The sequence below is a fragment of the Pseudomonas sp. IPO3747 genome, from assembly GCF_013385245.1.
Classification (GTDB): domain Bacteria; phylum Pseudomonadota; class Gammaproteobacteria; order Pseudomonadales; family Pseudomonadaceae; genus Aquipseudomonas; species Aquipseudomonas edaphica.
The window spans coordinates 287,037-300,039 of record NZ_JACAQL010000022.1 but is presented as its reverse complement, the minus strand read 5'-3'; the positions used below and the strand labels follow the sequence as shown (position 1 = coordinate 300,039).

11 protein-coding genes are annotated in these 13,003 nt (G+C 61.3%); 5 read left to right on the top strand and 6 right to left on the bottom strand.

The features are described 5' to 3' along the window. Positions 1-2: 2 nt before the first annotated feature. Positions 3-1,154: an acyl-CoA dehydrogenase family protein gene (locus HX790_RS22865; RefSeq protein ID WP_099549746.1), complete on the top strand. Its 1,152-nt coding sequence runs from the start codon at positions 3-5 to the stop codon at positions 1,152-1,154. Between the two features lie 146 nt (positions 1,155-1,300). On the opposite strand, the gene HX790_RS22860 is transcribed toward HX790_RS22865, so the two are convergent. The 5 genes from HX790_RS22860 to HX790_RS22840 are packed head-to-tail and all read right to left on the bottom strand — an operon-like array spanning position 1,301 to position 6,855. Beyond that, the gene (locus HX790_RS22860) at positions 1,301-2,074 is read right to left on the bottom strand and encodes an enoyl-CoA hydratase (protein ID WP_017138783.1); all 774 of its coding nucleotides are present in this window, start codon (positions 2,072-2,074) and stop codon (positions 1,301-1,303) included. Between the two features lie 11 nt (positions 2,075-2,085). Next, complete coding sequence (locus tag HX790_RS22855; protein ID WP_017138784.1) at positions 2,086-3,213, bottom strand: acyl-CoA dehydrogenase; 1,128 nt, start codon at positions 3,211-3,213, stop codon at positions 2,086-2,088. Positions 3,214-3,222: 9 nt separating this feature from the next. Next, a complete protein-coding gene (locus tag HX790_RS22850) occupies positions 3,223-4,407 on the bottom strand; it encodes an acetyl-CoA C-acyltransferase (protein WP_138450501.1) in 1,185 nt (394 codons plus the stop codon). A 12-nt stretch (positions 4,408-4,419) separates the two neighbouring features. After that, the gene (locus HX790_RS22845) at positions 4,420-5,187 is read right to left on the bottom strand and encodes an SDR family NAD(P)-dependent oxidoreductase (RefSeq protein WP_099549743.1); all 768 of its coding nucleotides are present in this window, start codon (positions 5,185-5,187) and stop codon (positions 4,420-4,422) included. Positions 5,188-5,208: 21 nt separating this feature from the next. Continuing rightward, the gene (locus HX790_RS22840) at positions 5,209-6,855 is read right to left on the bottom strand and encodes an AMP-binding protein (protein WP_017138788.1); all 1,647 of its coding nucleotides are present in this window, start codon (positions 6,853-6,855) and stop codon (positions 5,209-5,211) included. 227 nt (positions 6,856-7,082) lie between these two features. Here HX790_RS22840 and HX790_RS22835 point away from each other — a divergent pair, with 227 nt between their 5' ends. The 4 genes from HX790_RS22835 to HX790_RS22820 all read left to right on the top strand — a co-directional run bounded on the left by HX790_RS22835 (position 7,083) and on the right by HX790_RS22820 (position 12,526). Beyond that, positions 7,083-7,976, top strand: coding sequence for a bestrophin family protein (locus HX790_RS22835; RefSeq protein ID WP_176992199.1), 894 nt, complete (start codon positions 7,083-7,085; stop codon positions 7,974-7,976). A gap of 78 nt (positions 7,977-8,054) precedes the next feature. After that, entirely contained in the window at positions 8,055-9,113 is a 1,059-nt protein-coding gene (locus tag HX790_RS22830) for a HEAT repeat domain-containing protein (RefSeq protein WP_017138790.1), read from the top strand. A 243-nt stretch (positions 9,114-9,356) separates the two neighbouring features. After that, positions 9,357-10,859, top strand: a complete 1,503-nt coding sequence (locus HX790_RS22825; protein WP_176992198.1) for an ATPase domain-containing protein — start codon at positions 9,357-9,359, stop codon at positions 10,857-10,859. Further along, positions 10,856-12,526: an ATP-binding protein gene (locus HX790_RS22820; protein WP_176992197.1), complete on the top strand. Its 1,671-nt coding sequence runs from the start codon at positions 10,856-10,858 to the stop codon at positions 12,524-12,526. The genes HX790_RS22825 and HX790_RS22820 overlap by 4 nt, the downstream gene beginning before the upstream one ends. A 26-nt stretch (positions 12,527-12,552) precedes the next feature. Here HX790_RS22820 and HX790_RS22815 read toward each other — a convergent pair whose 3' ends face one another. Beyond that, a complete protein-coding gene (locus HX790_RS22815; protein WP_003217591.1) occupies positions 12,553-12,930 on the bottom strand; it encodes a response regulator in 378 nt (125 codons plus the stop codon). Positions 12,931-13,003: the final 73 nt, after the last annotated feature.

Genomic DNA, 13,003 nt, shown 5'->3' with positions numbered 1-13,003 from the left:
CCATGCAAGATATTGAATACACTGAAGAACAAGTGATGATTCGCGACATGGCGCGCGACTTTGCCCGTGGCGAAATCGCCCCGCATGCGCAAGCCTGGGAAAAAGCCGGCTGGATCGATGACGCCCTGGTCGCGAAGATGGGCGAACTCGGCTTGCTGGGCATGGTGGTGCCGGAAGAATGGGGCGGCACCTATGTCGACTACGTGGCGTATGCCCTGGCGGTCGAGGAGATTTCCGCCGGTGATGGCGCCACCGGCGCACTCATGAGTATCCATAATTCAGTCGGTTGCGGGCCAATCCTCAACTACGGCACCGATGCGCAGAAACACACCTGGCTGGCTGACCTGGCCAGCGGCCAGGCCATTGGTTGCTTCTGCCTCACCGAGCCTCAGGCCGGTTCCGAAGCCCATAACCTGCGCACCCGCGCCGAGCTGCGCGACGGCCAGTGGGTGATCACCGGTGCCAAGCAGTTCGTCAGCAATGGCAAGCGCGCCAAGTTGGCCATTGTGTTTGCGGTGACGGACCCGGAACTGGGCAAGAAAGGTATTTCTGCCTTCCTGGTGCCCACTGACACACCAGGCTTTGTGGTCGACCGTACCGAACACAAGATGGGCATTCGTGCCTCGGACACCTGCGCCGTCACGCTGAACCAGTGCACAGTACCCGAAGCCAACCTGTTGGGTGAACGCGGCAAGGGCCTGGCCATCGCCCTGTCCAACCTCGAGGGTGGACGCATCGGCATTGCCGCCCAAGCGTTGGGCATCGCCCGTGCGGCGTTTGAGGCGGCGCTGGCGTATGCGCGTGATCGGGTGCAATTCAACAAGGCGATTATCGAGCACCAAAGCATTGCCAACCTGCTGGCCGACATGCAGACCCAGCTCAATGCCGCCCGCCTGCTGATCCTGCACGCCGCACGCCTGCGCAGCGCCGGCAAGCCGTGCCTGTCGGAAGCCTCCCAGGCCAAGCTGTTTGCTTCGGAGATGGCCGAAAAGGTCTGCTCCTCGGCGATGCAGGTCCATGGCGGGTATGGGTATCTTGAGGACTACCCGGTGGAGCGCTACTACCGGGATGCGCGGATTACGCAGATATACGAAGGCACCAGCGAGATTCAGCGGATGGTGATTGCCAGGGAGCTGAAGAACTACCAGCTCTAAAAGCCACACAAGACCAATGTGGGAGCTGGCTTGTCGAATCGTCGCACCGCTGCGATAGCATCACCTCGGTCTAACCGATAAACCGAGGTGTCTGCATCGCAGGCAAGCCAGCTCCCACATTTTGATCTTCAGTGTTTACGGCCGGGTTACTGGTCCTTGAACTCCGGCGCGCGCTTGGCCACAAACGCCGCCATGCCTTCCTTCTGGTCCTGGGTGGCAAACGCGGCATGGAACACCCGCCGCTCAAAGCGCACGCCTTCAGACAGGCTCACCTCAAACGCACGGTTCACGCTTTCCTTGACCATCATGCTGATCGGCACGGACTTGCCGGCAATCAAGGTCGCGGTTTTCAGCGCTTCTTCAAGCAGGTCATCGGCCGGCACAATGCGCGCCACAATCCCGCAGCGCTCAGCTTCAACGGCATCAATAAAGCGCCCGGTCAGGCACATTTCCATGGCCTTGGCCTTGCCCACGGCGCGGGTCAGCCGTTGGGTGCCGCCCATGCCCGGCAGTACGCCGAGGTTGATTTCCGGCTGGCCGAACCTGGCGCCGTCACCGGCCAGGATAAAGTCGCACATCAAGGCCAGTTCACAGCCGCCGCCCAGGGCGAAACCGTTGACCGCAGCAATGATCGGCTTGCGGCGGTTGGCGACGCGGTCGCTGTCGCTGAACAGGTCGTCGAGGTAGATCTGCGGGTAGGTCAGCTCGGCCATCTCTTTGATGTCGGCGCCGGCGGCGAAGGCTTTTTTCGAGCCGGTCAGCACGATGCAGCCGATCTGCGGGTCGGCTTCCAGGCCGTCCAGTGCCTGGTTCAACTCGCTCACCAACTGGGCGTTCAAGGCGTTCAGGGCTTGCGGGCGATTGAGGGTAATCAGCCCGACGCGGCCCTGGACTTCGAGCAAAAGGGTTTCGTAACTCATGTATCGGCTCCTTAAAGGTTGCGTGAGATGACCATGCGCTGAATATCGCTGGTGCCTTCGTAAATCTGGCAGACCCGCACATCGCGGTAGATCCGCTCCAATGGGAAGTCGCTCAGGTAACCGTAACCGCCCAGGGTTTGCAAGGCGGCCGAGCAGACTTTTTCGGCCATTTCCGAAGCAAACAGCTTGGCCATCGACGCCTCGACCAAGGCCGGCTTGCCGCTGTCACGCAGGGCTGCGGCGTAATGCACCATCTGCCTGGCCACCGCGATTTGCGTGGCCATGTCGGCCAGACGGAAGGCCACCGCCTGGTGTTCGATCAACGCCTTGCCAAAGCTTTCGCGCTCACGGGCATAGTCACGCGCGGCTTCGAAGGCGGCGCGGGCCATGCCCACCGATTGCGAGGCGATGCCGACGCGGCCGCCTTCGAGGTTGGCCAGGGCGATCCTGTAGCCTTCGCCCTCCTCGCCCAAACGGTTGGCGACTGGCACTTTTACGTCTTCGAAGAGGATCTGGCAGGTGTCGGACGCATGTTGGCCGAGTTTGTCTTCAACCCGCGCCACCGTGTAGCCCGGCGAGTCGGTCGGCACGATAAACGCGCTGATCCCACGCTTGCCTGCGGCCGGGTCGGTGACGGCAAACACAATCACGATCCCGGCGTTCTGCCCGGAGGTAATGAACTGTTTGCAGCCATTGAGCACGTAATGGTCGCCCTCAAGGCGTGCGCGGGTTTTCAGGCTGCTGGCATCGGAGCCTGCCTGCGGCTCGGTCAACGCAAAGGCACCGAGCATGGCGCCACTGGCCAGCGGCGTGAGGAACTGCTGTTTCTGCTGCTCGTTACCGAATTTGAGGATCGGCACGCAACCCACCGAGTTGTGCACACTCATGATGGTCGAGCACGCGCCATCGCCGGCGGCAATTTCTTCCAGGGCCATGGCGTAGGCCAGGTAGCCCGTGTCGCAACCACCCCACTGTTCCGGTACCAGCATGCCGAAAAAGCCCAGCTCGGCCATTTCGCCAATGGCTTCCTTGGGGAAACGGTGCTCGCGGTCCCATTCGGCGGCGAAGGGTTTCAGGCGTTCCTGGGCAAATTGCCGGGCCGCTTCGCTGATTTGCAGTTGTTCGTCATTGGGCAGCATGTTGAGTCCTTAATACAGGCATTCGACGGCCATGGCCGTGGCTTCACCGCCGCCGATACAAATGGCGGCAACCCCGCGCTTGAGGCCTTTCTGGCGCAGGGCCGAGAGCAACGTCACCAGGATGCGCGCACCGGAAGCACCAATCGGATGCCCCAGGGCACAGGCGCCGCCGTGAATATTGACCTTGCTGTGGGGGATTTCCAGCTTGCTCATGGTCACCAGGCTGACCACCGCGAAAGCTTCGTTGATTTCAAACAGGTCAACGTCGCCCAGGTTCCAGCCGGTCTTGCTCATGAGCTTGCGAATCGCACCCACGGGCGCCACCGGGAACAGCCCCGGCTCGTCGGCAAAGGCCGCATGCCCGTGGATCACCGCCAAGGGCTTGAGGCCACGCTGTTGCGCCTCGGACTGGCGCATCAACAGCAACGCCGCCGCACCATCGGAAATCGAGCTGGAGTTGGCCGCCGTCACCGTGCCGCCCTCGCGGAACGCCGGTTTCAGGCTGGCGATCTTGTCCAGCTTGGCCTTGGGCGGTTGCTCGTCATGCAGGATGGTCTTTTGCTCTTTGCCAACGGTGACCTGCACCGGGACGATCTCAGCAGCAAAGCTGCCATGGGTGATGGCCTCTTGCGCGCGGGTCAGCGAGGCAATGGCGAAGGCGTCCTGGGCTTCACGGGTGAAGCCATTGTGCTCGGCGCAGTCTTCGGCAAAGGTGCCCATCAGGCGGCCCTTGTCGTAGGCGTCTTCGAGGCCGTCGAGGAACATATGGTCAAGCACCTTGCCGTGGCCCATGCGGTAGCCGCTGCGCGCGCGGTCGAGCAGGTACGGCGCGTTGGACATGCTTTCCATGCCGCCGGCGACCACCACGTCGACACTGCCGGCCAGCAGCGAGTCGTGGGCGAGGATGGTCGCTTCCATGCCCGAGCCGCACATCTTGTTCAAGGTGGTGCAGCGCGTGGCCTTGTCCAGCCCGGCGCCCAGCGCCGCTTGACGCGCAGGCGCCTGGCCCAGGCCCGCGGGCAACACGCAGCCGAACAGCACTTCGTCCACGGCATCCGGGGCAATCCCGGCGCGTTCGACGGCGGCGCGGATCGCGGCAGCGCCCAGTTGCGGCGCGGTCAGGCCCTTGAGGTCGCCCTGGAAGCCGCCCATGGGTGTGCGCACGGCGCTGACAATAACAATCGGATCGTTCATGGGGTGTTCTCCTTACTTGGCTGCCATACGCAAGGCGCCGTCGAGACGGATCACCTCGCCATTGAGCATGCTGTTTTCAATGATGTGGCGTACCAGCGCGGCGTACTCGGACGGTTTGCCCAGGCGTGGCGGGAATGGCACACCCGCGGCCAGGGAATCGCGCACTTCGGGGGTCATGCCGGCCATCATCGGCGTTTCGAAAATGCCCGGGGCAATAGTCATCACGCGGATGCCAAAGCGCGCCAGTTCGCGGGCAGCGGGCAAGGTCAGGCTGGCGATGGCGCCTTTGGAGGCGGCATACGCCGCCTGGCCTATCTGCCCGTCAAAGGCGGCTACCGACGCGGTGTTGATGATCACGCCGCGCTCACCGTCGGCGTTCGCCGCGGTTTCAGCGATGGCGGCAGCCGCCAGGCGCAACAGGTTGAAGCTGCCGATCAGGTTGACGTTGATCACCTGGGCAAAGCTGGCCAAGGCGTGTGGGCCATTTTTGCCGAGGATTTTTTCGCCGCGTACCACCCCGGCGCAGTTCACCAGGCCGTGCAGGCCGCCAAAGGCTGCAACGGCGGCGTGTACGGCCGCTTCGGCGGCGGCTTCCTGGCTGATATCGGCCACAGCGCTGCGGGCGTTATCGCCCAGTTGCTTGGCTTTGGCCGCCACAGCGTCGGCGTTCAGGTCGACCAGCATCACCTTGGCACCAGCGGCAATCAACATCTCAGCGGTGGCCGCGCCGAGGCCCGAAGCACCGCCGCTGACCAGGAATACCTTGTTTTCAATCTGCATCATTGTTTCCTTAAAAGTGGATCAGGCGATGGCCTGTGCCTTCGCAATTTCCTGATTACGCAAAATAAAACGTTGCAGCTTGCCGCTCGGGGTCTTGGGCAAGTCGCTGACAAATTCGATTTCCCGTGGGTAGGCGTGGGCCGCCAAACGCTTGCGCACGTGCAGACGCAACTCCTCGGCCAGCTCGGGCGTAGCGCGGTACTGTTCGTTGATCACCACAAAGGCTTTGACCAGCTCGGTGCGCTCCGGGCAGGGTTTGCCGACCACAGCGGCTTCGATCACGGCCGGGTGCTCGACCAGTGCGCTTTCGACATCGAATGGCCCTACGCGGTAGCCCGATGTGGTGATCACATCGTCACTGCGCCCGACAAAGCTGATGCTGCCGTCCGGGTTGAGCTCCACGGTGTCGCCACTGAGGTAGTACTTGCCGACAAACGCCTTGGTCTTTACGCCGTCGTAGCCGGCGAACCAGCACATCGGCGACTGTTCACGGTCGATGGCGAGAATACCGGGCTGGCCTGCCGGCAATTCCTGGTTCTGATCATCGAGCACCACAATGCGGTGGCCCGGTGAGGCAAAGCCCGCAGAGCCGACATGCACGGGGTGTTCCAGGCCGTGGTGGTTGCACAGCACCATGCCCAGTTCGGTCTGGCCGTAATGGTCATGAATGGTCACGCCCAGGTTGTCGGCAAACCAGCGGATCACTTCCGGGTTCAGCGGCTCGCCGGCGCTGCTGACGATACGCAGCTTGCCCTTGATAGCGCGCGCGAACTGTTCGCCACCAGCAATCAGCAGGCGGTAAGCGGTGGGCGAACCGGTGAGGTTGGTAATCCCATATTTATTGATCACCCGGCAGGTGCTTTCTAGGGTGAACGGCCCATCGTAGAACGTAATCGGGTGGCCCATGGACAACGGCCCGGTCACGCCAAAATAGATGCCATAGGCCCAGCCCGGGTCGGCGACATTCCAAAACGCGTCTTCGGGACGCAAATCCACCGCGTCGCGGGTGTAGCTCTGGAAGGCGACAATGGCCTTGAGCGGCACCGACAGGGCTTTTGACGGGCCGGTGGTGCCCGAGGTGAACATCAGCAGGAACGGGGCTTCTGCGCCCAGCAGCACCGGTTCGCAGGTATTCGAATAGTTCGGCAGTTCAGCCCAGAAGCTGTAGTCGCCGCGCACGATGCCTTCGCCCTTGTCCCCGGCCACCGTGACGATGGTCGGGCAGCCTTCGACTTCAGCCAGCTTGGGGCGGTTGACCGCATCCGTGACCACCAGTACGGCGCCGGAGCTGTTCAGCCGATGCTCGATGGCCTTGGGTCCGAAGGCGGTAAACAGCGGCTGATACACCGCGCCGATACGCCAGGTGGCGAACACCACCACCAATAACTCTGCCGTGCGTGGCAGCAGCCCCGCCACCTTGTCACCCTGTTGCACGCCTTGGGCCAGGAGGAAATTGGCAAAGCGCGCCGCCTGGTCCTGCAATTGGGTGAAGGTCACACTGGCGCTGCGCCCATCCTTACCTTCCCAAAACAACGCAATGCGCCCCGGCAGCGCGTGGCGATCGCAACACTCCACACAGGCATTCAGGGCTTGCAGGTTGCCGGACAGGGCGGCGTTGACGGTGTGCTGGTAGTCGAAGGCAGTGGTGGCAGCCAAATACTCACGCATGGTTCCAAATCCTTGTGTGTTTTTATTTTCAGGACATTTTTCACGACGAGAATCGCTGAAATAGTCGCTCTAGAGCGCTTTGGCGGCAATGGTCAAAGCCTTCAACTTGGCTGACTGGTTTGGCCAATCATTGATCCGGCTTATCAGCCGGTCAGCCGCAGTGATTGGACGCTCTGGGCGCAAACTCCTAATCTCCAGGCCTGCGCCGCCAAAGAAGCCGTGTCCCGATGATCGTCCGCCCCAAACCCAACCTAATGGGTATCCTGTTTTCCCTTAAAGGTTCGATTGCCAAGCGCATTGCCTTGCGCAGCCTGATGGTCACGTTGCTGGCTTCAGTGATCGTGCTGGTGGAGACCCTGCACCCGGCCTACTTCTCCAAGGTCAATGCCACGCCGTTCACCTTGCTCGGGTTGTCGTTGTCGATCTTCATGAGCTTTCGCAACAACGCCTGCTACGACCGTTGGTGGGAAGGCCGCAAGCAACTGGGGCAGATGATCATTGAGGTGCGCTCGCTGATTCGCGAAACCCAAGTGCTGGGCAACTCACCCGAGCGCGCCAGCCTGCTGCGTGGGGTGTGCGGGTTTGCCCACGGCCTGGTCGCGCACCTGCGCCGTGAAGACGAGGCCCGCGTTATCACACCCTGGATAACTGTTGACCGGGCGCATCCCAATCTCCCCGACAACGTGCTGCAACAACTGGGCGCGCGCTTTTCGCGGCTGGCCGAACAGGGTGTGATCAGTGAATGGCGCTACACCCAGCTGGAAACCCGGCTGGTCAGCCTCATCCTGGTGCAGGCCGCCTGCGAGCGGATCAAGAGCACGCCACTGCCCTTCCCTTACACGCTGCTATTGCACCGCACCATCTACCTGTTCTGCATTTTGCTGCCGTTCGCCATGGCCGAACCGCTGGGCTGGTTGACGCCGGTGTTCACCGCCATCGTCAGCTACACGTTCTTCGGTTTGGATGAAATCGGTGATGATCTGGAAGACCCGTTCGGTTTTGATGAAAACGATCTGCCCTGCAATGCGATAGTGCGCACCCTGGAGCGCGAGATTCTCGCCGCCCTGGGCGAGATCGATCTGCCTCCTGCCCTGGAACCAGTGGAATACGTGCTCGGCTGATACGGGTTTGACACTCGTCGTGGTCTGACCGAAGCTTGAGGCTTTGCGATTAGCTGCCCCCAGCTTTTGGACGCCTGCATGTCAAAGTCACGCCGTTACTCCATCGTCGGCCTGTGCGCCCTGTTGTTGCTTGTCTTGGTCACCTGGTTTTTCTCCCGCTCCACTCCGGTGGCCGTGCCGCCGGCGATCGCCCATGGTTACGCCAAGGCGTTGAAGCAAGCACGTAACGGCGAACCCGGCGCCGCCCGTGTGCTGTATCAACAGTTGGGTCGCCCGGACTTGTCGCCTGAACGTCGCGCCGCATTGCACGCCGAACTGCCCAATTACCCAAGCCCTCAGGCGTTGAAGCTGGCGGATAAAGACCTGGCTGATGAGTCGCCGTTGGTTCGTGAAGCGGCGATTCACAGTATTGTTGGCCTGGTGCCCAGCGGCCAACGCACCTTACTGCTTGGCCCGGCACTGGACGATCCTGAACAAGCCGTGCGTTTTGCCGCCGCCAACGCCCTGCTCGGCCTGTCGCCGGATACCCTGGGCCTGTATTTCGGGCCTTTGCAGCAAGTGCTCGATGAGTTTGTGAAAAAGCTCAAGGCTGAGCCCGAAACCGCCGAAGGCTGGATTCAGCTCGCGCGCTTGTACATCCACAGCGCCCTGCTGCCGGACGCGCAACATGCACTGGAGCAGGCCATGCGCCTGCAACCGGACAACCTGCAAGCTGTGGTCGCACAAATCGAATTGCTCGATAAGCAGGGCAAGACCGATGAGTCCCGCCAGTTGCTGGCGCGGCAATTGGCGGCACATCCGGAGTCGGCCTACCTGCAACACGCCCTGGGCATGTGGCTGTTGCACCATGGGGAGCGGCCATACGCGTTGCTTGGCCTGTCCAAAGCCGTGGAGCTTGAGCCTGACAATCAGGATTACCGCTTCGACCTCGCCACCACGCTGCACGACCAGGAAGAGGTGGACGCCGCCCAGCGTCAGCTGGAAGAAATCGTCCAGCGCCACCCCGCCAATCGCAAGGCGCGTGTGTTGCTGGTCAGCTATTGGAAGGAAACCGGGCAGTTACAGAATGTGCAGGTGTTACTGGCGCAGCTGGAGCAGCAGAATCCGGATGATCCGGCGTTGCAGCAAGGGCTTTAGTTTCGCGCGCTATGTGGGAGCTGGCTTGCCTGCGATGCAGACACCTCGGTCTGACAGATAAACCGAGGTGATGCTATCGCAGGCAAGCCAGCTCCCACACACAAGCAGCGCTTTGGCGCAGGTCACAAATCCACCACGATTTATACGACAGGTTGAACCGCCACAACCCGCTACGGTCAAGTAAATATGGCGCGTCCAAGCCGACGCGCCTCCCTTTACTTGTACGTGACCCGAGGGCACTTCTTGTCTACATCCAAAGAGCTGTTCAGTGAAAAGGCGGCCACCGGCATCGAAGGTCTTGATGACATTCTTTCCGGGGGGCTATCACGCAGCCACCTGTTCCTGCTGGAAGGCGAACCCGGCACCGGGAAAACCACCGTAGCGCTGCACTTTCTGCAAGCCGGCGCGAAAAACGGTGAGCGATCCTTGTACATCACCCTGTCAGAAACCGAACGCGAGTTGCGTCAGGGCGCCAAGTCCCACGGCTGGGACCTGGACGACAACATTCACATCTTCGAGCTAACCCCGCCAGAAAGCCTGCTCAACGCCGAGCACCAGCAAAGCCTGCTGTATTCCTCCGACCTGGAACTGGGTGAGGCAACCCGGCAGATTTTTGAAGTGGTGGAACGGATCAAGCCCACCCGCGTGGTGGTCGACAGCCTTTCGGAAATCCGCCTGCTGGCGCAAAGCTCGCTGCGCTATCGCCGCCAGATCCTGGCGATCAAACACTACTTTGTGCGCTACGACGCCACCGTGCTGCTGCTTGACGACCTGACCACCGAATCCCTGGATAAAACCGTGCACAGCGTGGCCCACGGCGTAATTCGTCTGGAAGAGCTGACGCCCACTTACGGCGCTGAACGCCGCCGCATCCGCGTGGTGAAGTACCGTGGCCAGAAATACCGTGGTGGCTTTCACGACTTCACCATCATGCAAGACGGCATCCACGTGTTCCCGCGCCTGGTGGCCGCCGAGCATCGTGGTGGTTACGTGCGTCAGACTTTGAGCAGTGGCATCCGTGAATTGGACGCCTTGATGGGCGGCGGCGTAGAAACCGGCTCCAGCACGCTTATCCTCGGCCCGGCCGGTACCGGCAAATCGTTGATCTCGATGATATTTGCCGCCGCCGCAGTGGCGCGTGGTGAAAAAGCTGCGCTGTTTATTTTCGATGAAGAGCTGGGCCTGTTGTTCGAACGCATGAAAAATATGGGTATCGACCTCGCCGCGCTGCAAGACACCGGTAACCTGCTGATCGAGCAGGTGGACGCGGCAGAGCTGTCGCCAGGCGAGTTCTCCCACCGAGTCAGGCGTTGCGTCGATGAACGTGGGATCAAGACCGTGGTCATCGACAGTATCAACGGCTACCAGGCGGCGATGCCTGAGGAAAACTCTCTGATCCTGCATATGCACGAGTTGCTGCTGTACCTGAACCGTCGCGGCGCGGCGACGTTCATGACGGTGGCCCAACATGGGTTGGTAGGCGACATGCAGGCCCCCGTCGATATTACTTACCTGGCTGATACCGTGATCCTGTTGCGTTATTTCGAAGCACTCGGCAAGGTTCGCCGGGCCATTTCGATCATCAAGAAACGTACCGGCAGCCACGAGTCCACCATTCGTGAATACCGTATCGGCGGCAGTGGTTTGACAGTGGGCGAGCCGCTCGACAACTTCCAGGGCGTACTGCGCGGTATCCCGACTTATATGGGCGCCGGTTCCCCACTGCTCAAGGAAGAGGGCGTGTGACCGGCCTTTCTCCCCTCTCCGAGCGCGCAATTATTCTCGCGCCACTGGGCCGTGACGGCTCCCTGGCGCTGATGATGCTCAAGGAAGCCGGCTACACCGGCATGGTTGCCGGGAACCTGACTGAACTCTGCGAAGCACTTGGGCAAGGCGTCGGTATGTTGGTGATTGCCGCTGAAGCCCTGCGCGGTGTCGATCTGGAGCCCCTGCTGCATTACCTGCATGAGCAGCCGGCCTGGTCCGATTTGCCCATCGTGCTGATGACCCACCATGGCGGCCGTGAACAGAACGGCTCATCCCACCTGAGTGGCCTGCTGGGCAACGTGACCTTCCTGGAGCGCCCTTTCCATCCAGTAACCCTGATCAGTCTGGTGAGCGCGGCACTGCGTGGGCGGCGCCGCCAATACGAGGCCCGTGACCGCCTGGTTGATTTGAGCGAGAGCGAGCAGCGCCTGCAAAGCACTTTGGAAACCCTTGAGCAGCAGGTTGAAGAACGCACAGCGCAATTGCGCAACAACGAAGAAGCCTTGCGCCAGTCACAGAAAATGGAGGCTGTCGGCCAGTTGACCGGCGGTATCGCCCATGACTTCAACAACATGCTTACCGGTATTATCGGCAGCCTGGAGTTGCTGCGCAGGCGGGTCGCGCGTGGAAAACTGGACGATCTGGACAGTCTGATTGACCTGGGTGTCACCTCGGCCAACCGCGCCGCCGGCCTGACCCATCGCCTGCTTGCGTTCTCACGTCGCCAGTCGCTGGACTCCAAGCCGGTGGAGATCAACCAGTTGGTCAGCTCCATGGGCGAACTGTTGCAACGCAGTATCAATGAAAGCATCGCCTTGGACATGCGTCTGACCGATGAACTCTGGACCGCCGAGGCCGACCCCAATCAGCTGGAAAGCGCCCTGCTCAACCTGGTGATCAATGCGCGCGATGCCATGCCCAGCGGCGGTAGCCTGACCGTTGAGACCACCAACCGCCACCTCGACAATGTGTTCACGGCCGCCTATGGCACCTTGCTGCCAGGCGATTACGTGGAACTGAGCGTCAGCGACACCGGCTGTGGTATTCCCGAAAGTCTGTTGGGCCGCGTCTTCGACCCGTTCTTCACGACCAAGCCGATCGGCCAGGGCACCGGCCTCGGCTTGTCGATGATCTACGGCTTTGCCCGCCAATCCCATGGCCATGTCACCATCCATAGTGAAGTCGGCAAGGGCACGACAGTCAGCCTGTTCCTGCCGCGTTTTATCGGGGAGCGCGTCGCGGACGCCGTCACCAACCCGGCACTGCTGCCATTCGCCAATGCCGGTGAGACGGTATTGATCGTCGAAGACGACGCCGCCGTACGCGTACTGGTCAGCGCAGTGCTCAAGGAATTGGGCTATGCCTTTGTCGAGGCTGGCGATGCCAATACCGCCGTGCCGATCATCGAATCCGACCAACGCATTGACCTGTTGATCAGTGATGTGGGCTTGCCCGGCATGAACGGGCGGCAGCTGGCAGAAATCGGGCGGCAATTGCGCCCGGAGCTCAAGGTATTGTTTATCACTGGCTACGCCGAGCATGCGGCGGTGCGCGGCGGGTTCCTGGACCCAGGGATGCAACTGATCACCAAGCCGTTCACCTTCGACCTGCTGACGGCCAAGGTGCGTGAGATGATCAAGCAATAGGGCTGCTGCGAGGCAGCCCTATTGCTTCAGGCCAGCAGGCGCTGGATATGCTCTTGCAAGGTATCCAGATCAAACGGCTTGGCCAGGATTGGCGCGTTGCGCGTGATCGGGCTGTTGCAGTCGAGTATTTCTTGCGGGTAACCGCTGATAAAGATCACTTTCAATTCAGGTCGCAGCTTGATCGCAGGCTCAGCGATCTGCACCCCGGAAATCCCGCCCGGCAGGCGGTAATCCGTGACCATCAGGTCCAGGTGCGGCTTGGTCGCCAGAATCTCGAAGGCCTGCTCCCCATCGATCGCCTTCAGCACCCGGTAGCCCAGGCCTGCCAGGTATTCACCCAGCACAAACATAATGGATTCGTCGTCTTCGACGATCAGTACGACATCTTGTGCATCTTCACTCATGGGAAGCCTTTGTCCGGTCAGTTGCTGCAAGTACGACCATGGGGTCACGCAGAGGTTGCGTCGAGGCGACGAT